The sequence below is a fragment of the Halogranum roseipondis genome, assembly GCF_059695585.1.
Genome location: NZ_CM185235.1, coordinates 106765 through 127286, shown reverse-complemented (window position 1 = coordinate 127286; position 20522 = coordinate 106765). Strand labels below are relative to the sequence as shown.

General features: G+C 66.2%; 22 protein-coding genes. 17 read left to right on the top strand and 5 right to left on the bottom strand.

The features are described from left to right. Nucleotides 1-57 precede the first annotated feature (57 nt). Together EOHIBHHM_RS00725 and EOHIBHHM_RS00720 are read right to left on the bottom strand one after the other, a co-directional pair. Complete coding sequence (locus tag EOHIBHHM_RS00725) at nucleotides 58-291, bottom strand: DUF8145 family protein (protein WP_497253657.1); 234 nt, start codon at nucleotides 289-291, stop codon at nucleotides 58-60. Beyond that, on the bottom strand, nucleotides 291-803 hold the full coding sequence (locus EOHIBHHM_RS00720) for a macro domain-containing protein (protein ID WP_497253655.1): 513 nt from the start codon (nucleotides 801-803) through the stop codon (nucleotides 291-293). Before EOHIBHHM_RS00720 ends, EOHIBHHM_RS00725 begins: the two co-directional genes overlap by 1 nt. A gap of 191 nt (nucleotides 804-994) precedes the next feature. On the opposite strand from EOHIBHHM_RS00720, the gene EOHIBHHM_RS00715 reads away from it, so the two are divergent. The 16 genes from EOHIBHHM_RS00715 (at nucleotide 995) to EOHIBHHM_RS00640 (ending at nucleotide 17838) form a co-directional block, all read left to right on the top strand. Next, complete coding sequence (locus EOHIBHHM_RS00715; RefSeq protein ID WP_497253653.1) at nucleotides 995-2809, top strand: flippase activity-associated protein Agl23; 1815 nt, start codon at nucleotides 995-997, stop codon at nucleotides 2807-2809. A 73-nt stretch (nucleotides 2810-2882) separates the two neighbouring features. Continuing rightward, nucleotides 2883-4124, top strand: a complete 1242-nt coding sequence (locus EOHIBHHM_RS00710; RefSeq protein WP_497253651.1) for a 5-(carboxyamino)imidazole ribonucleotide synthase — start codon at nucleotides 2883-2885, stop codon at nucleotides 4122-4124. Further along, nucleotides 4121-4732: a 5-(carboxyamino)imidazole ribonucleotide mutase gene (gene purE / locus EOHIBHHM_RS00705; RefSeq protein WP_497253649.1), complete on the top strand. Its 612-nt coding sequence runs from the start codon at nucleotides 4121-4123 to the stop codon at nucleotides 4730-4732. Before EOHIBHHM_RS00710 ends, purE begins: the two co-directional genes overlap by 4 nt. A 132-nt stretch (nucleotides 4733-4864) precedes the next feature. Further along, a complete protein-coding gene (locus EOHIBHHM_RS00700; protein ID WP_497253647.1) occupies nucleotides 4865-5278 on the top strand; it encodes an NADH-quinone oxidoreductase subunit A in 414 nt (137 codons plus the stop codon). Beyond that, the gene (locus EOHIBHHM_RS00695; RefSeq protein ID WP_089825740.1) at nucleotides 5275-5976 is read left to right on the top strand and encodes an NADH-quinone oxidoreductase subunit B; all 702 of its coding nucleotides are present in this window, start codon (nucleotides 5275-5277) and stop codon (nucleotides 5974-5976) included. Before EOHIBHHM_RS00700 ends, EOHIBHHM_RS00695 begins: the two co-directional genes overlap by 4 nt. After that, on the top strand, nucleotides 5973-7643 hold the full coding sequence (locus EOHIBHHM_RS00690) for an NADH-quinone oxidoreductase subunit D (RefSeq protein ID WP_497253645.1): 1671 nt from the start codon (nucleotides 5973-5975) through the stop codon (nucleotides 7641-7643). The genes EOHIBHHM_RS00695 and EOHIBHHM_RS00690 overlap by 4 nt, the downstream gene beginning before the upstream one ends. Next, nucleotides 7643-8719 carry a complex I subunit 1/NuoH family protein gene (locus EOHIBHHM_RS00685; RefSeq protein ID WP_497253643.1) on the top strand — a complete coding sequence of 359 codons (1077 nt, stop codon included), beginning with the start codon at nucleotides 7643-7645 and terminating at the stop codon, nucleotides 8717-8719. The genes EOHIBHHM_RS00690 and EOHIBHHM_RS00685 overlap by 1 nt, the downstream gene beginning before the upstream one ends. Further along, nucleotides 8716-9177 (top strand): NuoI/complex I 23 kDa subunit family protein, encoded by a 462-nt coding sequence (locus tag EOHIBHHM_RS00680; RefSeq protein ID WP_089825746.1) that lies wholly within the window; start codon nucleotides 8716-8718, stop codon nucleotides 9175-9177. The genes EOHIBHHM_RS00685 and EOHIBHHM_RS00680 overlap by 4 nt, the downstream gene beginning before the upstream one ends. Before the next feature lie 91 nt (nucleotides 9178-9268). After that, entirely contained in the window at nucleotides 9269-9529 is a 261-nt protein-coding gene (locus EOHIBHHM_RS00675) for an NADH-quinone oxidoreductase subunit J (RefSeq protein ID WP_089825911.1), read from the top strand. Beyond that, nucleotides 9526-9912 (top strand): proton-conducting membrane transporter, encoded by a 387-nt coding sequence (locus tag EOHIBHHM_RS00670; RefSeq protein ID WP_497253640.1) that lies wholly within the window; start codon nucleotides 9526-9528, stop codon nucleotides 9910-9912. The genes EOHIBHHM_RS00675 and EOHIBHHM_RS00670 overlap by 4 nt, the downstream gene beginning before the upstream one ends. Beyond that, on the top strand, nucleotides 9912-10214 hold the full coding sequence (gene nuoK / locus EOHIBHHM_RS00665) for an NADH-quinone oxidoreductase subunit NuoK (protein ID WP_089825749.1): 303 nt from the start codon (nucleotides 9912-9914) through the stop codon (nucleotides 10212-10214). Before EOHIBHHM_RS00670 ends, nuoK begins: the two co-directional genes overlap by 1 nt. 3 nt (nucleotides 10215-10217) lie before the next feature. Next, on the top strand, nucleotides 10218-12257 hold the full coding sequence (nuoL, locus tag EOHIBHHM_RS00660) for an NADH-quinone oxidoreductase subunit L (RefSeq protein WP_497253638.1): 2040 nt from the start codon (nucleotides 10218-10220) through the stop codon (nucleotides 12255-12257). Beyond that, nucleotides 12254-13783 (top strand): complex I subunit 4 family protein, encoded by a 1530-nt coding sequence (locus tag EOHIBHHM_RS00655; RefSeq protein ID WP_497253636.1) that lies wholly within the window; start codon nucleotides 12254-12256, stop codon nucleotides 13781-13783. The genes nuoL and EOHIBHHM_RS00655 overlap by 4 nt, the downstream gene beginning before the upstream one ends. Then, nucleotides 13783-15288 carry an NADH-quinone oxidoreductase subunit N gene (locus tag EOHIBHHM_RS00650; protein ID WP_497253634.1) on the top strand — a complete coding sequence of 502 codons (1506 nt, stop codon included), beginning with the start codon at nucleotides 13783-13785 and terminating at the stop codon, nucleotides 15286-15288. Before EOHIBHHM_RS00655 ends, EOHIBHHM_RS00650 begins: the two co-directional genes overlap by 1 nt. A 163-nt stretch (nucleotides 15289-15451) precedes the next feature. Continuing rightward, nucleotides 15452-17008: a DHH family phosphoesterase gene (locus EOHIBHHM_RS00645; protein ID WP_497253632.1), complete on the top strand. Its 1557-nt coding sequence runs from the start codon at nucleotides 15452-15454 to the stop codon at nucleotides 17006-17008. A 47-nt stretch (nucleotides 17009-17055) separates the two neighbouring features. Next, a complete protein-coding gene (locus EOHIBHHM_RS00640; RefSeq protein ID WP_497253630.1) occupies nucleotides 17056-17838 on the top strand; it encodes a CBS domain-containing protein in 783 nt (260 codons plus the stop codon). Between the two features lie 123 nt (nucleotides 17839-17961). Here the strand turns inward: EOHIBHHM_RS00640 and EOHIBHHM_RS00635 are convergent, their stop codons facing one another. Then, on the bottom strand, nucleotides 17962-18189 hold the full coding sequence (locus tag EOHIBHHM_RS00635; RefSeq protein WP_497253628.1) for a DUF7543 family protein: 228 nt from the start codon (nucleotides 18187-18189) through the stop codon (nucleotides 17962-17964). A gap of 126 nt (nucleotides 18190-18315) precedes the next feature. Beyond that, nucleotides 18316-18465 (bottom strand): hypothetical protein, encoded by a 150-nt coding sequence (locus tag EOHIBHHM_RS00630; RefSeq protein ID WP_497253626.1) that lies wholly within the window; start codon nucleotides 18463-18465, stop codon nucleotides 18316-18318. Between the two features lie 161 nt (nucleotides 18466-18626). On the opposite strand from EOHIBHHM_RS00630, the gene EOHIBHHM_RS00625 reads away from it, so the two are divergent. After that, nucleotides 18627-19400 (top strand): DUF8054 domain-containing protein, encoded by a 774-nt coding sequence (locus EOHIBHHM_RS00625; protein ID WP_497253624.1) that lies wholly within the window; start codon nucleotides 18627-18629, stop codon nucleotides 19398-19400. Nucleotides 19401-19434: 34 nt separating this feature from the next. Here the strand turns inward: EOHIBHHM_RS00625 and EOHIBHHM_RS00620 are convergent, their stop codons facing one another. Further along, nucleotides 19435-20478, bottom strand: coding sequence for a DUF7544 domain-containing protein (locus tag EOHIBHHM_RS00620; RefSeq protein ID WP_497253622.1), 1044 nt, complete (start codon nucleotides 20476-20478; stop codon nucleotides 19435-19437). Between the last annotated feature and the right edge of the window lie 44 nt (nucleotides 20479-20522).

Genomic DNA, 20522 nt, shown 5'->3' with positions numbered 1-20522 from the left:
GTCTGTCTCTCTGAAATATCAAAATAGTAAGCATTGTTCGGCTTTCCGAAACGTCGGTCACGGAGACGTCGGCCGCTCGCCGGAGTAGTCGTCGGCACCGACCTGCTCGTGCGTGTGATGGTAGAACCGGACCCGCGGTTCGTCGTCGCGGGCCGTCGGTTCGAAACAGACGCGGCGATACCGGGCGTTGTCGAGGAGGTTCACCATGACGCCGGCGTGGTGTTCGGACACCGAGTCGTAGGCGACGTCACAGACCGGGCAGCGCTCGGGTGCGTCCGCGGGGACGTCCATCACTCGCCCTCGACGACCTCGTCTGCGACGCGCCGGACGGTCGCGAACTCCTCGTCGCTGTAGGCGACGAACCGGACGTCAGTGAGCGACGTCGGGTCGAAGGCGGCGATCTCCTCGCAGATGACCCGTGCACCCGCTTCGAGCGGGAAGCCGGCGACACCACAGCCGAGCGCCGGAACGACCAGCGACGCACAGCCCAACTCGTCGGCGGCCGCGAGGCTGTTGCGCGTCGCCTCGCGGATGCTCGTCTCGGTCGCTCTCCCGTCGCCGTAGTGCGGCATCGCGGCCGCGTGGACGACGTAGTCGGCCTCGAGTCCGAACGCGTCGGTGACGGCGACCCCACCGAGGTCGACCGGCCCCTGGGCCATCGCAGCCTCGTTGAGCTCCTCACCCCCTCGCCGACGGAGCGCGCCGGCGACGCCGGAGCCCATCCGAAGACTCGTCCCGGCGGCGTTGACGAGCGCGTCGGCCCCCTGTGCCGCGATGTCTCCCTGTACGACGGTGAACTCCATACGAGAGACGTCTGTACGGCGGCGCAAAAGCGTTTGTGCGGTGAACACTCGAAAACCGGTGTGGGGTCGTGACGGTCGGGGACGGGCGAGGTGGTCGGAGGCGAACGACGGCAGTCGTCGACGGCCGGTGACGACGCGACTCGCGGTGTGGGAACACAAGAGTTGTAACGACCGGTAGAGCAAGGGTTGGTATGAGCACGGACGACAGGGTTGGTCCCCGGTCTGCCGACCGCACCCTCCTCGCGGTTCTCGCCGTCACCGCTCTCGCCCTCGTCGCTCGCCTCGTCGGTCTCGGGACGCGAGTCATGCACTGGGACGAGGGGCGGGTCGGCTACTGGATCCTCCGCTACCACGAGACGGGCGAGTTCTACTACCGGCCGATCATCCACGGTCCGTTCCTCCCCATCGTCAACGACTACGTCTTCACCGTCCTCCCCCCGTCGGACTTCAGCGCGCGCCTCGTCGTCGCCGTCGTCGGCGGGCTTCTCCCGCTGACCGCGCTGCTGTTCCGAACTCGCCTCCGCGACTCGGAGACGGCCGCACTCGCGCTGTTTCTCGCCGTCAATCCGCTCTTCGTCTACTACTCGCGGTTCATGCGCAACGACGTCCTCGTCGCGGCGTTCTCCTTCGCCGCCCTCGGCTTCTTCGTCTACGGCTACGACCGGCAGGATCCGAAGTATCTCTATCCGGCCGGCGCGGCGCTGGCACTCGGGTTGACCGCCAAGGAGAACGGTCTCATCTACGTCGTCTGCTATCTCGGCGCGGCGTTCCTCCTCTTGGACCACCGATTCGTTCGGGCCGCACAGGCGGGCCGACCGATCGGGGAGACGGCTCACGACTACCTGATCTACGCGAAGACCGGGCTCAGTTCGTGGGCGGGCGACGTCAGAACGGGCGTCTTCTGGCTGTTGACGCACACCGCCGGCGGCGTCGCGGCGTTCCTCCTCGTCGTCGTCTTCTTCTACGCACCCCGGCCGGAGCTCTGGCAGCTGTTCGGCGACGCGACGATGGCTCCCGACGTGCTCGAACGGGCGACGGTCGGCGCGTGGGAGCGGTTCTACGGTCAGTGGGCCTCGGGTTCCCACCAGGCGCACGACTACCTCCCGTTCCTCTTCGACCTGCTGGAGACCATCGTTTACGGGTCGGGCGTGCTCGTCGTGTTCGCGCTCCTCGGGTTCGTCGTCGACGGCTACTCCAGCGACCGCTCGCGCGACCTCGTCGCCTTCGCCGCCTACTGGGGGATCGCGAGCGTCGTCGGCTACCCCGTCGCGACCGACATCCAGGCGCCGTGGGCGGCGATTCACGTCGTCCTCCCGCTGGCGATCCCGGCGGCCGTCGGCGCCGGCTACGTCTATCGGACGGCCCGCCAGTCGGTCGCCATCGAGGACGCCGTCGGGACGACCATCGCCGCGCTGGTCATCCTCTCGGCGGTCGTCGGCGTCGCCGGTGCCAACGTCACCTACGTCGACAGCACGAGCGAGGACGACAAACAGGTGCTGCAGTGGGCACAGCCGAACAACGACCTCAAGGACACGCTGCTGAAGATCGAGCAGATCTCGCGGACCAACGAGGGCCACGACGTGCTGTTCTACGGGACGAAACATCCGACGACGGACGAGTCGCTGTTCTACGTGAAAGACGAGTCGGCACCGCTGGAGAACTGGCAGGTCTCGAACTGGCACAGTCGCCTCCCGCTCCCGTGGTACACCGAGATGTACGGCGCGAACGTGACGAGCACGCCGCCGAACGTGACGGCGACCGAGATGGCACAGGACGCGCCACCCGTCGTGATCGCCTACGACTGGAACCGCTCGGAGCTCGAGGAGGCGCTGCCGGGCTACACGGTGTACGAACACAAGTTCAAACTCTGGAGCGAGGAGATCGTCGTCTTCGTCGACGAGTCGCAACTCCCCGACTCCCGACAGGCGGACGTCCGACACCCCGACTCACGTTCCCGTGACACGACCGCTCGTCTCGACTCCGCGACGCTCGCCTCTCCCCGTTGAGATACCCACGTTCTCGCATATCGAATCCCTCCGGGTGGTAACTCTTATGCAGGTTCGTACGAAACGGCCGACCGTGACAGTGACCTTACCCGGCCCGACGCTCGGCGTCGTCGGCGGCGGGCAACTCGGGCGGATGTTGGCCGAGGCCGCAGCACCCCTCGGCGTCGAGGTAATCGTCCTCGACCCGACGCCCGACTGCCCGGCGGCGACCGTCGCCCGCGACCAGGTGGAAGGCGACTTCGACGACCCCGAGGCCGTCCGCGACCTCGCCGCCCGCGTCGACGCGCTGACGTTCGAGATCGAACTTGCGGACCCCGACCTGCTCGAAGACGTCCAAGACGAGTACGACGTACCGGTCCATCCCTCGCCGGACACGTTGCGCACGATCCAGGACAAACTCGTCCAGAAGCGGACGCTCGGCGACGCAGGTATCCCCATCCCCGAGTTCCGCCGCGTCGACGACGCCGACGACCTCCGGGCCGCCGTCGAGGAGTTCGGCAGCGTGATGCTCAAAGCCCGGACCGGCGGCTACGACGGTCGCGGCAACGTCCCGGTCACCTCGCCCGACGAGGTCGAGGAGGCGCTGGAGTACATCGGTCACGCCCCCGCGATGGCCGAACGGTTCGTCGACTTCGTCCGCGAGGTGTCGGTCATCGGCGTGAAGGGCAGAGACGAAGTTCGGGCGTTCCCGCTCGGCGAGAACGTCCACGAGGAGGAGATCCTCCGCGAGACGGTCGTCCCCGCCCGGACGAGCGACGCGGTGACGGCGCGCGCGAGAGACGTCGCCCACGACGTCCTCGACCAGTTGGAGGGCCGTGGCGTGTACGGGATCGAACTCTTCGAGACGAGCGGGTCGCGAAGCGACCCGGAGACGTCGAGCGGGCAGCGCCCGCGAGACAGCGCTGGCGAGATCCTCGTCAACGAGATCGCCCCGCGGCCGCACAACTCGGGGCACTGGACCATCGAGGGCGCGCTGACCTCCCAGTTCGAGCAGCACGCCCGCGCAGTGCTGGGGTGGCCGCTCGGCGCGACCGACCTGCGCGCGCCGACGGTCAGCGCGAACATCCTCGGTGACGTAAAAGAGTCCCAGCCAGCCGAACTCCACGGCGTCGACCGCGTGCTCGCCGCCGACGGCGTGAGTCTCCACTGGTACGGCAAACAGGAGGTCCGACCCCTACGGAAGATGGGTCACGTCACCGCCGTCGGCGACGCGGACGGACTCGCCGGCGACGGTGGCGTCGATTCGTCCACTGCCGTCGACGACCTGCTCGAATCGGCTCGCGACCACGTCGACTCGCTCACCTTCGACCGATGAACGTCCAACAGCTCGTCGACCGACTCGAATCGGAAGCGAAACAGGAACGCGACCCGGAGACGACGCCCGACGTAGGCATCATCATGGGGTCGGACTCGGACCTCGACGTGATGTCGGGGGCGTACGACGCGCTGGAGGAACTCGGCTTCGAGGAGCAGACCGACTTCGAGAACCCGCCCGAGGCGCGGTTCACGTACGAGAGCTACGTCGTCTCGGCGCACCGGACGCCCGAGTTGATGTACGCCTACGGAGAGACCGCGGAGGCCCGTGGGCTGGACGTGATCGTCGCCGGCGCGGGCGGGAAGTCCGCCGACCTGCCGAACATGACCGCCTCCATCGCGTACCCGCTACCGGTCGTCGGCGTGCCGGTCCAGGAGAAGTCCGTCGACTCGGTGATCGGGATGCCGACCGGCGCGCCGATCGTCGCCGTCGACGCGGGCAAGTCGTTCAACGCGGCGCTGTCGGCGGCGCAGGTACTGGCGCGACAGCACGAGGCGGTGCGCGAGGCGCTGATCGCGTACCACGACAGACTCGTCGAGGACGTGGCCGACGTCTCCCGTGATCTGCACGACCTCGGTCACGTCTCGTTCCGCGAACGTTCGGAGTAACCGACTGTTTCTCTCGCTTCCCAGTCTCCGCCGCGGGGTTCACGGTTGAAACCGCCGTAATCGCCCGAACGAGCAAGAATCAATGCTTATAGGGGAGCACCCCTAACCCGCGGACGTTACGGAGAACTCGGTATGAATCCATGGATAGCTATCGGCGCATTAGGAGTAGTCAGTGTCGGCATTCCGCTCGGTATGATGGCGGTGTCGGCGTTGCTTCGTCCGAGTGTGCCGGAACAAGGTAAAAGCGCCATCTACGAGAGCGGTGAGATCCCGACGGGGACGGCACGCATCCAGTTCAACATCCAGTACTACATGGTTGCGTTGCTGTTCGTCGTCTTCGACATCGAGACCGTCCTCATCTTCCCGTGGACGGTCATCTATCGCTCCGCGTTGGAGCAGGGAGCAACCCTCGCTGAGGTGCTGCTTCCGATGCTCGTCTTCATCGGGATCCTCGTCGTCGGTCTCGTTTGGGCATGGCGCAACGGCGCGGTCAAGTGGGTCAGAAGCCCGCTTGCCGAGAGCCGGAAGACGGAGAGACAAACATGAGTAGCCAAGACAAGCCATTCGTCACGGAGGACTCGAAAGTACTGACCGACACTCGGGACGCCCGGATGTCCGGACAGGACAACCGGTTCAACTCGAAGCTCCGTGAGGCGTTCGGTTCGTCACCGTTCATCCTCACGAAGTTCGACAAGTTCATGAACTGGGTCCGGGGGTCGTCGATGTTCATGCTGCAGTTCGGGATCGCCTGCTGCAGCATCGAGATGATGCACACCTACGCCGTCAAGCACGACCTCGACCGCTTCGGTGCCGGTGTCCCCCGCGCGTCGCCGCGACAGGCCGACGTGATCATCGTTCCGGGGACCATCGTCTCGAAGTTCGCCCCGCGCATGAAGCGGGTGTACGACCAGATGCCCGAACCCAAGTTCGTCATCGGAATGGGTTCGTGTACCATCTCGGGCGGCCCGTTCCAGGAGGGGTACAACGTCGTCAAGGGCGCAGAGGAGGTCATCCCGGTCGACATCCACGTCCCCGGCTGTCCGCCCCGCCCCGAGGCGCTCGTCTACGGCGTCGCCAAACTGCAGGAGCGGATCGCCAACGGCGAGTCGAGTCCGGTGACGGTCAAACCGTACGAACTCGAACAGTTCGGCGACCTCACCCGAGACGAGATCGTCGACCAACTCGCCGCAGAGATCGACGAGGACGACCTCGTCATGCGGTACAACTGGGCTGATTCACCATGAGTCTGGAGGAGCCAGAGGACGCAGAGCAGCCTGCCGTCGAGGGACGCTCGCTGGGCGACGAACTCGCCGACCTGCTCGGCGACCACGTCCTCGCCCGCGAGGAGCACCTCAACGCACCGGGGTTCGTCATCCGACCGGACGAGGTGCAGGACGTGCTCTTCACGCTCCGCGACGAGGCGGGGTTCGACCACCTCTCCTGTGTCACGGCCGAGGAGCGCGAGGACCGTTACGAGTCCATCTACCACCTGAAGAAGTACGACGACCCCACGCAGGAAGTGAGCGTCGTCGTCCCGACCGACAAGACGAACCCGGTCAGTCAGACGGCCGAACCCGTCTACCGGACGGCCGACTGGCACGAGCGGGAGGCGTACGACCTCGTCGGCATCGAGTACGAGGGACACCCCGACCTGCGCCGCATCCTCCTCCCGGAGACGTGGCAGGGTCACCCGCTCTCGATGGACTACGAGCAGGACCGCCCCCAGCTCGTCCCACTGCGTGAGAACGCCAACCCGCTGCAGGACGACCACAAGGGCGAGGGTGGCGACACGATGTTCCTCAACATCGGACCGCACCACCCGGCGACTCACGGCGTGCTCCACCTGAAGACGACGCTCGACGGCGAGCAGGTCGCCGACGTCGAGTCCGACATCGGCTACCTGCACCGCTGTGAAGAGCAGATCTGTCAACAGGGGACCTACCGCCACCAGATCATGCCGTACCCCGACCGCTGGGACTACATCTCGGCCGGCCTGCTCAACGAGTGGGCCTACGCGCGTGCGGCCGAGGACCTCGCGGACATCGAGGTGCCCGAGTACGCACAGATCATCCGGACGATGGGTGCGGAGCTGTGTCGGATCGCCGCCCACATGCTGGCGGTCGGCACGTTCGCACTCGACGTCTACGGGGACTTCACGGCCATCTTCATGTACGCGATCCGCGACCGGGAGAAGGCCCAGAACATCCTCGAGGACCTCACCGGCCAGCGGCTGATGTTCAACTACTTCCGCCTCGGCGGCGTCGTCTGGGACCTCCCCGAACCCCGCGAGGAGTTCTTCGAGAAGATCCGGGACTTCCTCGACGATCTGCCGCAGGCGCTCGAGGAGTACCACGACCTCATCTCGGGCAACGAGATCCTGCAGATGCGGACCGTCGGTACGGGGGTTCTCCCCGGAGACGTCGCCAAGAGCTACGGTGCGACCGGTCCGGTCGCCCGCGGCTCCGGCGTCGACTACGACCTCCGACGCGACGACCCCTACGGCTACTACGAGAACCTCGACTGGGACGTCGTCGTCGAGGACGGCTGTGACAACTACAGTCGCCTGCTCGTCCGGCTCCGTGAGGTCGAGGAGTCCGCGAAGATCATCGAACAGTGCGTCGACCTGCTGGAGGACTGGCCCGAGGAGGATCGGACGATCCAGGCGAACGTCCCCCGGACGCTCAAACCCGACGACGACACGGAGGTCTACCGCGCCGTCGAAGGTGCGAAGGGCGAACTCGGGATCTACATCCGCTCGGACGGCACCGACAAACCCGGACGGTTCAAGATCCGCAGTCCGTGTTTCTCGAACCTCCAGACGCTGCCGGAGATGGCACAGGGCGAGTACGTCCCTGACCTCATCGCCGCGCTCGGCAGCCTCGACATCGTGCTCGGCGAGGTGGACCGGTGATGGAGACGCTGCTGCTTCAGGCGCAGTCGCAGACGCCGCTCGTCGACACCATCGCGGGCCTCCTCGGCCTGGACGGGCTGCTCGGTGCGGTCGTCGGCGGACTGCTCGGCGCGTTCCTCATCGCCAACGTGATGCTCATCACGACGGCCGTCGCCGGGCCGTGGGCGAAGCGGAAGATCACCGCGTCGTTCACCGACCGCATCGCCGTCAACCGGATCGGGCCGTTCGGCCTGCTCGTCATCGTCGCCGACGCGGTTCGGCTGATGTCGAAGGAACTCATCGTTCCCGACGGCGTCGACCGTCCCGCGTGGGACATCGCACCGATCATCGTCCCGTTCTCGGCGCTGATGGGGTTCGCCGTCATCCCGATGGGGAGCGGCATCCACCTGGCCGACCCCGAGTCCGGTCTCGTCTACGCGTTCGCGGTGAGTTCCATCGCCTCGCTCGGACTCGTGATGGCGGGGTACTCGTCGAACAACAAGTACTCGCTTCTCGGCGGACTGCGCTCGGTCGCACAGAACATCGCCTACGAGATCCCGCTCATCGTGACGGCGGCGTCCGTCGTCATCTTCACCGGGACGCTCCGGATGAGCGAGATCGTCGCCGTGCAGGCCGAACCGCTCTTTACGGTCGCCGGCGTCACGATCCCGCAGTGGTTCGCGTTCGTCAACCCCTTCGCGTTCGTGCTGTTCCTGGCGGCGAACCTGGCGGAAGTCGGCCGTAACCCGTTCGACACGCCGGAGGCACCGACCGAGATCGTCGGCGGGTACCAGACCGAGTACTCCAGCATCTACTTCGTCCTGTTCTACCTCGGGGAGTTCATCCACATCTTCCTGGGCGGGGCGCTCATCGCGACGCTGTTCCTCGGCGGCCCGGCCGGTCCGGGTCCGGAGGCGCTCGGCTTCCTCTGGTTCACGATCAAGATCTGGGCGGTGTTCCTGTTCACGCAGTGGGCCCGCTCGGCAGTGCCGCGCGTGCGTATCGACCAACTCATCGAGATCGGCTGGAAGGGCATGCTCGTGCTGTCCTTCGCCAACCTGGTGCTCACGGCCATCATCGTGGGAGTGATTGCATGATTGGAATTCTGAAAGGGATGGCGACGACGATGAAACACGCACTGGACGGCCAGACGTTCACGGTCGAGTACCCGGACGTCGCGCCGGAGGTGAGCCCCCGGTTCCGTGGGGTCCACAAGTTCAGCCAGGAGCGCTGTATCTGGTGTCGCCAGTGTGAGAACGTCTGTCCGAACGACACGATCCAGATCGTCCAGGACGACAAGCGCAACGGCGAGCAGTACAACCTCCACATCGGCCAGTGCATCTACTGCCGACTGTGCGAGGAGGTCTGCCCCGTCGACGCCATTCTGCTGACACAGAACTTCGAGTTCACGGCAGACACGAAAAACGAGTTCGTGTACAACAAAGAACAGCTGAAGAACGTCCCGTGGTACAAGGACATTGACCCCCTCAACTCGCGTAACCCCGACCGTGGGGCCTGGATCGGCGAGGGTGAGGGAGAAGTGGATTACCAGTAGAGTGACCCTCGAGATTTCGACCGTGAGAGGCCTCGAATCGGCCTCCACCGTCTCGAAATCTTCAAAGGGATATCTCAAGGAGATACAAACAATGGTTTATGAAACCATCGCGTTCGCGCTGTTCGCCCTCGTCACCGTGGGCTGCAGCCTCGGCGTCGTCCTCGTTCGGGACGTGTGGCATTCCGCACTCCTGCTCGGGGGCGCGCTGTTGAGCGTCGCGGTGCATTACGTGATGTTGCAGGCGGAGTTTCTCGCCGCTATGCAGATTCTCGTCTACGTGGGCGGGGTTCTCATCCTCATCGCGTTCGCCGTGATGCTGACGCGTACGAATCCGGAGGTGAGTAGCACATGACAACGAAACCGCAGTTGAACGACGACCTGAACCTGCTACCGGGGCTCGCCGCCCTCGGACTGTTCGTCGTCCTGGCTGTCGTCTTCCTGCAGACGGAGTTCGGATCCCCACAGGGGTTCCCGGCCGACGCGAGCATCGTCGCTAGCATCGGCTACGCGATGTTCAACCTCGATCTCGGTGCGGTGCCGGGAGAGAGCTTCCTCGTCGCGTTCATGGTGATGGCCGTCACGCTCGACGTCGCCATCGACGCCGCCGTCTACCTCGCACAGCGCGAGGACGAGGGCTCGTTCCTGCAGTCGGCAGCGAGCAGCGCACGCGGCGCAGTGACGGGTGAGGGCGTCCGGACCGACGGCGGTGCCGACGACACGGAGGGGGAGCGCTAATGGTGCCCGCAGAGTGGTATCTGCTCCTCTCGGGGCTGATGTTCTGTATCGGCCTGTTCGGCATCCTGACGCGGCGCAACGCGCTGCTGTTCCTGATGTCCGTCGAGCTGATGCTGAACGCGGCGAACATCAACCTCGTCGCCTTCTCCTACCAGTGGGGGAACGTGACGGGTCAGACGTTCAGCCTGTTCACGATGGCGCTCGCGGCCGCCGAAGTCGCCATCGGTATCGGCATCATCCTCGTGCTGTATCGCAACTTCAACGACCTCGACGTGACGAAAGCAACGACGATGAGGTGGTAACTGATGGCTGCATTCGACTACGCTCCGGCGATCGTTCTCCTGCCGTTCCTCTCGTTCCTCGTCTCGGTCGGCGTCGCCGTCAGCGGTCGGGACCTGCTCCCGAAGGGTGGCGCACTGCCGGGCATCGCAGCGACCGCGGGCTCGCTCCTGCTCTCGCTGTGGATGTTCTTCACCGTCTCGAACGGCAACTACTACGACGAAACGATCTACACGTGGGTGACGACGGATCAGAGCTTCGAGCTGACGTTCGGCCTGCTCGTCGACCCGCTCAGTGCGATGATGCTCGTCATCGTGACGCTCATCGCGACCCTCGTGCACGTGTTCTCGCTCGGCTACATGAACGACGACGGCCAGACCGGGCTCCCCCGGTACTACGCCGGTCTCGGGCTCTTCACCGCCTCCATGCTCGGGTTCGTCGTCGCCGACAACCTGCTCATGGCGTTCATGTTCTTCGAGCTGGTCGGGCTCTGCTCGTACCTGCTCATCGGCTTCTGGTTCCGCGAACCGGGCCCGCCGAGCGCCGCGAAGAAGGCGTTCCTCGTCACCCGCTTCGGTGACTACTTCTTCCTCATCGGCGTCGTCGCCGTGTTCGCCACCTTCGGCACCGCACAGTTCGCGGGCGAAGGCGCGTTCCCGGCGCTCGCAGAACAGGTGTTGAACGGCGAAGCCAGCGCCAACACGTTCGGCTTCGAGCCGCAGACGTGGTTCACCATCGTCGGACTGCTCGTGCTCGGCGGCGTCGTCGGCAAGTCCGCGCAGTTCCCGCTGCACACGTGGCTGCCGGACGCCATGGAAGGTCCGACCCCCGTCTCCGCGCTCATCCACGCGGCGACGATGGTCGCGGCCGGTGTGTACCTCGTCGCTCGGATGTACGGCTTCTACGCGCTCTCGCCGACGGGGCTCGCCATCATCGCGTTCATCGGCGGCTTCACCGCCCTGTTCGCGGCGACGATGGGCGTCGTCAAGCGCGAGATCAAACAGGTGCTCGCGTACTCCACCATCTCCCAGTACGGCTACATGATGCTCGCGCTGGGGTCGGGTGGGTACATCGCGGCGACCTTCCACCTCATGACGCACGCGTTCTTCAAGGCGCTGCTGTTCCTCGGGGCGGGGTCGGTCATCATCGCGATGCACCACAACGAGGACATGTGGGACATGGGCAACCTGAAGGAGAAGATGCCCGTCACCTACGCGACGTTCCTCGCCGGCTCGCTCGCGCTCGCCGGCATCTTCCCGTTCTCGGGCTTCTGGTCGAAAGACGAGGTGCTCTACGAGGCGCTCGTCCACGGCCTAGGCGGCAGTCCGCTGTTGTTCGGCGCGTGGGCGATGGGCCTGCTCGCCGTCTTCTTCACCGGCTTCTACACCTTCCGGATGGTGTTTCTCACCTTCCACGGGAAGGCTCGCACCGACACCGCGCGTAACCCGCACGGCGTGGGCTGGAACGTGAAGGGGCCGCTGACCGTGCTCGGCGTGCTGGCGGTCGTCGCCGGCTTCGTCAACATGGTGCCGGTCGCGAAGCTGACTGGCATGCCCATCGAGTACCTGCACCAGTGGCTCGGACACGGTCCTGCCGGACTGACGAGCGAGCACTACGGCGAACTCACGCACGACTTCGCCCACTACAGCGTCGGCACGCTCGCCGGCGGCGAACTCGGGACGGCGCTCATCTCGGGCGGCGTCTCGCTGACGCTCGCGCTCGCGGGCGTCGCGCTCGCACACGTGCTGTACAACGTCCCCGAGCCGGTCGAACACACCGACAAGCTCGGCGGTATCAAGACGCTGCTGTACAACAACTACTACCAGGACGAGTACCAGGTCTGGCTGGCGACGGGACTCACGTTGCCCGTCGCCCGCGCGGCCGACAAGTTCGACCAGGGCGTCGTCGACGGCGTCGTCAACGGCGTCTCCAGCGTGAGTCTGTTCTCCGGGAGCCGCGTCAAACAGCTCCAGACGGGCGTCGTGAGTAACTACGCGATGCTCCTCACGCTGGGGCTGACCGTGCTTCTGGTCGTCTTCGGTCTGCTCGGAGGGTGGTTCCTATGATCGTCGAAGCACTAATCGCGTTCACGTTCGCCGCTGCGCTGGTGACCTTCGTCGCCCCGAACCGGGTCGCCGGCAAGCTGGCGTTCGGACTCAGTCTGGTTCCCGTCCTCGGGAGCCTCTTCATGTGGAGTCAGTACGACGCGAGCGGCAACGCCCTCTTGGGCGGGTCGCTCGCGTTCGAAGAATCGTTCGCGTGGCTCAGCCTCGCGGGCTACGAACTCTCGTGGCACACCGGCGTCGACGGCATCAGTATGCCGCTCATCGTGCTCACGACGGTGCTCACGTCGCTGGCGATCGTCAGCGCGTGGACGCCGATCGACAGCCGACAGTCGCAGTTCTACGGCCTCTTCCTGTTCATGGAGGCGAACCTCGTCGGGGTCTTCACCGCGCTGGACTTCTTCATGTGGTTCGTCTTCTGGGAGGCCGTGCTCATCCCGATGTACCTGCTCGTCGGCGTCTGGGGCGGCCCGCGCCGCAAGTACGCCGCGATCAAGTTCTTCGTCTACACGAACATCGCGTCGCTCGTGATGTTCATCGGCTTCTTCGCGCTGATCTTCGGGCTGGGCGACTCCATCTCGTCGCTCGGACTGCCGGAGATCGCACAGGCGCTCCGCGCCGACGAACTCGGCGGGTTCGCGGGCCTCGACGCCACGACGCTGCGGACCGTCGCCTTCGTGGCGATGTTCCTCGGCTTCGGCGTCAAGGTGCCCATCGTCCCGCTGCACACGTGGCTGCCGGACGCTCACGTCGAAGCGCCGACCCCGGCCTCGGTGATGCTGGCCGGCGTCCTCCTGAAGATGGGGACGTACGCCCTGCTGCGGTTCAACTTCACGATGCTGCCGGAGACCGCGACGGCGCTGGCGATTCCCATCGCCGTCATCGCGGCGCTCAGCGTCATCTACGGCGCGATGCTCGCGCTGGCCCAGCAGGACCTCAAGCGCATCGTCGCCTACTCCTCCGTGTCGTCGATGGGGTACGTCATCCTCGGCCTCGTCGCCTACACGGTGTACGGGGTCGGCGGCGCGACGTTCCAGATGATCGCCCACGGCCTCATCTCCGGTCTGATGTTCATGGCCGTCGGCGTCATCTACAACACCACGCACACGCGGATGGTCGGCGACATGTCAGGCATGGCCGACCGGATGCCCATCACGGCGGGCATCTTCGTCGCCGGCGCGTTCGGTTACATGGGACTGCCGCTGATGGCCGGCTTCGCCGGCGAGTTCTTCATCTTCGTCGGCTCGTTCGGCTCGCAGTCGCTTCCCTTCGCGCCCGTGTTCACGGCGGCGGCGATGTTCGGCATCGTCATCGTCGCAGGCTACCTGCTGCTCGCGATGCAGCGGACGCTGTTCGGGTCGTTCCGACTCGAGACCGACTACCCGGTCGGGCGCGCACCCGTCCACGACACGCTCGCGCTGGCGACGCTTCTGGTGCTCGTCATCGCGCTCGGCGTCGCTCCGGACCTGTTCTTCAGCATGATCACTGACGCGGTTAATCCGATCCTCGAGACGGGAGGTGGGCTCTGATGTTGCTGCAGTCGCAACTGCCCAACTGGATGGCGCTGGCACCGGTGTTCGCACTGGCGCTGACGGCGCTGCTCCTGCTCGTCGTCGACAGCATCGACCCGGATTCGACCAACAGCACGGCACTCGCCGGCATCTCCGTCGTCGGGTCGCTGACGTCGCTCGGTCTCGCCGGCTGGTTCCTCACTGCGGGGACCGGCCAGGTGTCGACCGGCGGCGGCATCTCGCTGTACGGCGACGCGCTCGTCGTCGACGGGATGGCGCTGTTCTTCATGGCCATCTTCGCCAGCGTCACGGCGATGGTGACCATCGCGAGCTACGACTACCTCCGGACTGACGCCCATCAGGCGGAGTTCTACACGCTGGTCGTACTCGCGGCGACCGGCATGGGACTCATGGCCAGCGCCAACTCGCTGGCGACGGCGTTCATCTCGCTGGAACTCGCCTCGCTGCCGTCGTACGCGCTCGTCGCGTTCCTCAAGAAGAACCGCGGGAGCGTCGAGGCGGGGCTGAAGTACTTCCTCATCGGCGCGGTCTCCTCGTCGGTGTTCGCGTTCGGTATCAGCCTCGTCTACGCCGCGACGGGGTCGCTCGTCTTCGGCGACGTCGCCGAGGCGCTCTCCGGTACCGAGTTCGTCGGCGTCGCCGGCGTCGGCGTGCTGATGATCGCCGGCGGGTTCGCGTTCAAGACCGCCTCCGTCCCGTTCCACTTCTGGGCGCCGGAGGCCTACGAGGGCGCACCTGCACCCATCAGTGCGTTCCTCTCGTCGGCGTCGAAGGCCGCCGGGTTCGCCGTCGCCTTCCGCGTCTTCACCGAGGCGTTCGCGCTGACGGCCATCCCGCAGGGGATCGATTGGGTGCTGCTGTTCCAGGTGCTGGCCGTCGTCACGATGACGCTCGGTAACTTCGCCGCGGCGACCCAGGAGAACGTCAAGCGGATGCTCGCGTACTCCAGCATCGGTCACGCCGGCTACGCGCTCATCGGTCTCGCCGCGCTGTCGGCGGGGAGCGCACAGAACGGCAACGTGATGGGTGCCAGCATGGCGCACCTGCTCGTCTACGGCTTCATGAACACAGGCGCGTTCCTGTTCATCGCCCTGACCGAGCACTGGAACGTCGGCCGTCGCTTCGAGGACTTCAACGGACTGGGATCGCAGGCACCCGTCGCCTGCGCGGCGATGACGGTGTTCATGTTCAGTCTCGCGGGCCTGCCGCCGTTCGGCGGGTTCTTCTCGAAGTACTTCCTGTTCGCCGGCGCCATCGGGGCCGGCTTCTGGTGGCTCGCGGCCGTCGGCGCGATCAACAGCGCGCTGTCGCTGTTCTACTACTCCCGCGTCGTCAAGGCGATGTGGATCGAAGACGCCACTCGGGAGTTCGAGATCGTCTCGAAACCGCTCGGTCTCTACGCGGCCGTGATGATCGCGGCACTCGGCACCCTCCTGCTCCTGCCCGGCTTCGGGCCGGTCATCGAGGTCGCCCAGTCGGTCGCCACGGCGCTGTTCGCGTAACACCGCCCCGAGTTCTCTTCCGTTCGCAGTTCGTCGTTCGCCGCTTTTCGGTGCCGCTCTCGTCCTCCGCTCGAGCGTCGCCCGACCGATTCGTCCGTCGGCACTCACGACTCCGAATCCGCGTGACGGTAGGGTTTTGAATCGGCAGTGCCACGAATCCGACATGGTCAGTCGGTTGGTACTCGGCTGTGGCTCCGTCGGTCACGACATCGTCGAACGGGCCATCGGCTGGACCGGACGTCTCCACGTCATCACCGACGAGCAGAGTCGGGTGACGGCACTCCGTGACGAACACGTCAGAGCGACGGTGGCCGACCCGACGGACCCGTCGAGATATCCCGAGCGGGCCGACATCGTCATCGTCGCCGCCGACGACCCCGAACGCAATCGTGCTGCGGCGACCACCGCCCGCGAGCAGTTCCCCGACGCCCTCTTCGTCGTCTCGACGGGGTTCGGTGCGGACGCTGAGACGAAGGCGGCCATCGAGGCGGTCGCTGACCGCGTCGTCGACCCCGAACGGTCGGTGGTCGACCGCGTGCTGAACGTCTCGACCGGCGACGGCGCTCGACGGATGCGGAAACTGTTGACCGTCCTCCGCGACCTCGAGGGGCCGCTCGCCGTCGTCACCCACGACAACCCCGACCCCGACGCCATCGCCAGCGCACTCGCACTCACTCGCGTGGCCGAGTCCGTCGGCGTCGACGCCGACGCCTGTTACTTCGGCGAGATCTCCCACCAGGAGAACCGCGCGTTGGTCAACCTCCTCGACATCCAGCTGCGGGGACTCGACTCCGAGACGGACCTCGACGGCTACGCCGGTATCGCCCTCGTCGACCACTCCCGTCCCGGGGTGAACGACGGGCTCCCGGCGGAGACGACCGTCGACATCGTCGTCGACCACCACCCGCCGCGCGCGCCGGTGGAAGCCCGCTTCGTCGACCTCCGAAGCGACGTCGGGGCGACGAGCACCCTCCTCGCGAAGTATCTGGAGTTCTTCGGGCTCACGCCCGACCGGACGGTCGCGACGGCACTACTGTACGGCATTCGCGTCGACACGAAGGACTTCACCCGCGAGGTGTCGGGGACGGACTTCGAGGCAGCAGCGTTCCTGTTGCAGTTCGTCGACGCCGCCGTCCTCGAACGGGTCGAGACGCCGAGCATGAACGCGGAGGTGTTCGAGACCGTCGCTCGGGCCATCCGAAACCGCGAACTGCGGGGGTCGGCGCTGGCCTCGTCGGTCGGCGAGATCCGCGACCGGGACGCGCTGGCACAGGCCGCAGAGCATCTGCTCAACATGGAGGGCGTCACGACGACGCTCGTCTACGGGATCATGGACGGCACCGTCTACGTCTCCGGTCGCGCGCGCGGCGCGGATCTCGACCTCGGCGAGACGCTCAGAGACGCGTTCGACCAGATCGGGAGCGCGGGTGGTCACGCCGACATGGCCGGCGCACAGATCCCGCTCGGTATCCTCGGCGACGTCGGTGCCGACTCGAAACAGTCGTTAGAGGGGGTCATCCACGAGATCATCTCCGGACGGTTCTTCGAGACGCTCGGCGACGCACCCACCGCACCGGACCGCGACATCGGTCCCAGTCTCGCCTTCGAGTATCCGACCGAGGACGACCGGGGGACAGAACCGCCGTCGACCGGCGAGGAGACCGTCGGCGACCCGGCCGACGGCGACACGACCGACGGCGACGACGAGAACGACGCGTGACGCCGGAGGGCACCAGCCTTTTGCTATCGAGTGACGTACCCCCGGCAATGACTGGGAAGGCAACCGTAAAGGAGTATATGACGCGAGACGTCCAGACCGTCTCTCCGGACGACACGGTCGCGGACGTCGCCCGTCGTATCGTCGAGAGCGACGGACACAACGGCTTTCCCGTCTGTCAGGGTCGTCGCGTCGAGGGGTTCGTGACGGCTCGCGATCTGCTTCTCACCGACGACGAGGCACCGATCTTCACCGTGATGACCGACGACCTGATCGTCGCCCACCCGGATATGGCCGTCACGGACGCCGCCCGGGTCATCCTTCGGTCGGGGATCCAGAAACTCCCCGTCGTCGACGACGCGAGCAACCTCGTCGGCATCATCTCGAACACCGACGTCGTCCGGAGTCAGATCGAGCGGGCGACCCCCGAGAAGGTGGGGAAACTGATGCGGACGCTCGAACAGATCCACGGAATCGACGTCAGCCAGGAGAAACGGCGGGTCGAGTTGGAGAAACTCATCCCGACGCAGGCCCGCGTCTACGCCGACGAACTGGCGGGCCGGCAGTACGAACTCGAACGCGGTCTCGCGGAACCGCTCGTCGTCATCGACAACAACGGGACGCTCCTGCTGGCGGACGGCCACCACCGCGTGATGGGCGCTCACCGCATCGACGTCGACGAGATGGACGCCTACGTCATCGTCGTCGACGACGACGTCGAACTCGGGATGCAGCGCACGGCCGAGAAAGAGGGGTTGCAGTCGATCGACGACATCGACGTCGTCGACTACGCGCGACATCCACTCATCGAGACGACGAAGCGGTTCCAGTAGTTCCGGTAACGTGGCTCTCCCGGCCGAGCTCGCTCGTCCCCTCCTACTCTTCCGTTCGGAGTCGACTGCCTGACCGACGCTCGATCGAGACGGGTTCTCGACACTATCGAGAGGGAGAAACACTCACTCGACGTCGAACTCGGTCTGCCAGGTCGCGATGATGGCTCTGGCGGCCCCCTCCGTCTGGGCGGTCTCTCGCTGGTAGAACTGCCCCTCGGGAGCCTGAAACAGGCGGTCGAACCGGACGGCGAAACTCCCGTCGTGGCGACGTCGCATGCGGATGTTCGCGTGGCCGTCGGAGCGTTCCCACTCGGTCGTCGCGTCGTCGGATGTGGACTCTGTCCAACTCACGAGGCTGGCTTCGACCCCCACCGACAACAAACTACTCGCCACCGACCGTCGACGCGACAGCGTCGGGCGGCGCTCGCGGACCCACTCGGTGGAGCGGTGCCCACGACTCGATCCGCTCTGTCGTTCTCACGGCCGTTCGGCCAGCGGACCGTCGGTCCGTCCACAGCGCGGACAGACTGGATAGCCGAGACGGTCGTAGTCGACGGCGTCCGCTCTGTCGGTGATGCCGCAGTTCCCACACTCGAAGAACGACTCCCACTCGAACACCATGGCCATACCAAGATTCGTGTCATCTTGACTAAGTGTCCGTTAACGTGGAACTGGGTCGGACTAACGGGTCGTTACCCGGTGGGACCGTCCTCGTCGATCCCGCCGCGACCCGGTGGCTGTGGGACGACGGCGACACGTATTTGACGGATGCGTAACTCTTTCGCGCCATGCGTACCGCCGTCCGGCGTCGACTCGATCGGTACAGACAGCCAGAGTACACCGGCGAAAACAGGTGTACTCCGTGTACAGTAGTCAACCTCGCGATCGCCGCCGTCCTCAGCGTCGCCGTCGGCGTCGCGTTCACCCCGTTGGGCGTCGTCGTCGCCGGCGCGTCGGTCCTCGCGATCTACCTCCGCGGCTATCTCGTCCCCGGGACGCCGACGCTGACGAAGCGGTATCTCCCGGATCGAGTGCTCCGGTGGTTCGACAAGACGCCGACGGTCGCCCTCGACGCGGATCTCGACGTCGAGTCGCAGCTGTTCGCCGTCGACGCCGTCGAACCAGTCGACGACGACCTGCGGATCACCGACGAGTTCGAGACGGCGTGGGACGAGGAGATCACGCGTGTCCGTGGAGATCTCGAGCGTCGCGTCGGATCGCTGTTAGAGTTGGAGGACCCGGTCGTCGAACGAGGGACAGACGTCTGTCGCGTGCTCGACGGCGACAGACTGGTCGCCCGCTGGCCGTCGACGGCCGCGCTCGTCGCCGACGTCGCGGCCATCCCACTGCTTCGCGACCGGGCGACGAACTGGGACGACCTCTCGCGGGCCGAACAGGGGCAGTTGCTCGCGGGGCTCCGACTCTTCGTCGAGCGGTGTCCGGACTGTGGCGGCGAACTCCTGTTCAGCGAGGACCACGTCGAGTCCTGCTGCCGGACGGTCGACGTCGTCACCTACGACTGCGACGCGTGTGAGGCCCGCGTGATGGAGGTCGAACGCTAGGGACGCCCGGTGACCCCGGCGACTCCCTCCCGTCTCACCCGGTCGCACCGGTGCGGTCGCTCCCGTCGCCGACGTCCGCCCGTACCGACGCCACGAGGTTGAGCGCCGGGTCGAACTCGCCGAGCACGAACAGCGCGTAGTACCGGAAGTACGTCACCACCGGCACCTGGACGAACAGCCCGACGACGACGACCGAGAGCCCGTAGAGCGCGCCGACGATTCCGAGAGCGACCCAGCCGACCGTTCCGGGACCGCCCGCCGAGAGCAGCGCGACGTAGAGCACGCCACCGACGACGACGAACGGGAGCGCGACGACGAGCGCCAGTAGAACGACGACGAGGCCGACGACGATGGCCGCACCGATGGCGAGCGCGTACCGAACGAGCACGTACAGTGCGGTCTGCTCCCACTCACTCCGAAGCAGCGGATACACGCGTCGCCACCCGTCGAGCACGCCGCGGTCCTCCGCGAGCATCGTCGGAACGACGAGGTCGGTCGTCAGCTGGAGGACGACGCCGACGACGAGCGCCACGAGTCCGACGACGAGCAAGAGGGGGAGTGCGAGGAGGAACAACGCCGGCGAGAGACCGATCCCACCGAGGACGGCGCCTGCCAGCGGGACCACGACGAGTGCGAGTATCAGCAGCCCGACGAGCACTCTGAACGCGAACAGCCGCAGCCCGAGGTGGAGATGCTCTCGGAAGGGAGCGCGGATGCGGACCGACCGGCTACTGACGCCGTCGACGAAGACGAACTCCATCACGGAGCCGACGAGCACGTAGCCGAGTCCGAGGAGCACCAACACGACGAGGACGACGGCGACGACGGGGACGAGCGATCGGATCGGCAGTGCGTCGACCGGCGGGACCCCGTCGGCGAACCCCGGAAGCGGCTCGTCGAACGAGTAGTTGATCGTCCCCTGTCCGCCGCCGCCACCGCCACCGCTCCCGCCACCGATTCCGCCGACGAAGAAGGCGACGAGCGCCAGTCGAAGCCAGCGCCCGACGTCGACGGGGAACAGCAGCGACGTCGTCGCTCGACGGGCGTCGTCGAGCGTCGTGAGGGCGTACCAGGACATACCTGTGGTGTGACGTCGGCGGTGGACAAAAGAGTACGTCCGGT

What these genes read in the sequence shown, in the direction of transcription:
- EOHIBHHM_RS00725 (WP_497253657.1), bottom strand. Translation starts at nt 291, where the DNA reads ATGGACGTCCCCGCGGACGCACCCGAGCGCTGCCCGGTCTGTGACGTC.
- EOHIBHHM_RS00720 (WP_497253655.1), bottom strand. Translation starts at nt 803, where the DNA reads ATGGAGTTCACCGTCGTACAGGGAGACATCGCGGCACAGGGGGCCGAC.
- EOHIBHHM_RS00715 (WP_497253653.1), top strand. Translation starts at nt 995, where the DNA reads ATGAGCACGGACGACAGGGTTGGTCCCCGGTCTGCCGACCGCACCCTC.
- purE (WP_497253649.1), top strand. Translation starts at nt 4,121, where the DNA reads ATGAACGTCCAACAGCTCGTCGACCGACTCGAATCGGAAGCGAAACAG.
- EOHIBHHM_RS00700 (WP_497253647.1), top strand. Translation starts at nt 4,865, where the DNA reads ATGAATCCATGGATAGCTATCGGCGCATTAGGAGTAGTCAGTGTCGGC.
- EOHIBHHM_RS00695 (WP_089825740.1), top strand. Translation starts at nt 5,275, where the DNA reads ATGAGTAGCCAAGACAAGCCATTCGTCACGGAGGACTCGAAAGTACTG.
- EOHIBHHM_RS00690 (WP_497253645.1), top strand. Translation starts at nt 5,973, where the DNA reads ATGAGTCTGGAGGAGCCAGAGGACGCAGAGCAGCCTGCCGTCGAGGGA.
- EOHIBHHM_RS00685 (WP_497253643.1), top strand. Translation starts at nt 7,643, where the DNA reads ATGGAGACGCTGCTGCTTCAGGCGCAGTCGCAGACGCCGCTCGTCGAC.
- EOHIBHHM_RS00680 (WP_089825746.1), top strand. Translation starts at nt 8,716, where the DNA reads ATGATTGGAATTCTGAAAGGGATGGCGACGACGATGAAACACGCACTG.
- EOHIBHHM_RS00675 (WP_089825911.1), top strand. Translation starts at nt 9,269, where the DNA reads ATGGTTTATGAAACCATCGCGTTCGCGCTGTTCGCCCTCGTCACCGTG.
- EOHIBHHM_RS00670 (WP_497253640.1), top strand. Translation starts at nt 9,526, where the DNA reads ATGACAACGAAACCGCAGTTGAACGACGACCTGAACCTGCTACCGGGG.
- nuoK (WP_089825749.1), top strand. Translation starts at nt 9,912, where the DNA reads ATGGTGCCCGCAGAGTGGTATCTGCTCCTCTCGGGGCTGATGTTCTGT.
- nuoL (WP_497253638.1), top strand. Translation starts at nt 10,218, where the DNA reads ATGGCTGCATTCGACTACGCTCCGGCGATCGTTCTCCTGCCGTTCCTC.
- EOHIBHHM_RS00655 (WP_497253636.1), top strand. Translation starts at nt 12,254, where the DNA reads ATGATCGTCGAAGCACTAATCGCGTTCACGTTCGCCGCTGCGCTGGTG.
- EOHIBHHM_RS00650 (WP_497253634.1), top strand. Translation starts at nt 13,783, where the DNA reads ATGTTGCTGCAGTCGCAACTGCCCAACTGGATGGCGCTGGCACCGGTG.
- EOHIBHHM_RS00645 (WP_497253632.1), top strand. Translation starts at nt 15,452, where the DNA reads ATGGTCAGTCGGTTGGTACTCGGCTGTGGCTCCGTCGGTCACGACATC.
- EOHIBHHM_RS00640 (WP_497253630.1), top strand. Translation starts at nt 17,056, where the DNA reads ATGACTGGGAAGGCAACCGTAAAGGAGTATATGACGCGAGACGTCCAG.
- EOHIBHHM_RS00630 (WP_497253626.1), bottom strand. Translation starts at nt 18,465, where the DNA reads ATGGCCATGGTGTTCGAGTGGGAGTCGTTCTTCGAGTGTGGGAACTGC.
- EOHIBHHM_RS00625 (WP_497253624.1), top strand. Translation starts at nt 18,627, where the DNA reads ATGCGTACCGCCGTCCGGCGTCGACTCGATCGGTACAGACAGCCAGAG.
- EOHIBHHM_RS00620 (WP_497253622.1), bottom strand. Translation starts at nt 20,478, where the DNA reads ATGTCCTGGTACGCCCTCACGACGCTCGACGACGCCCGTCGAGCGACG.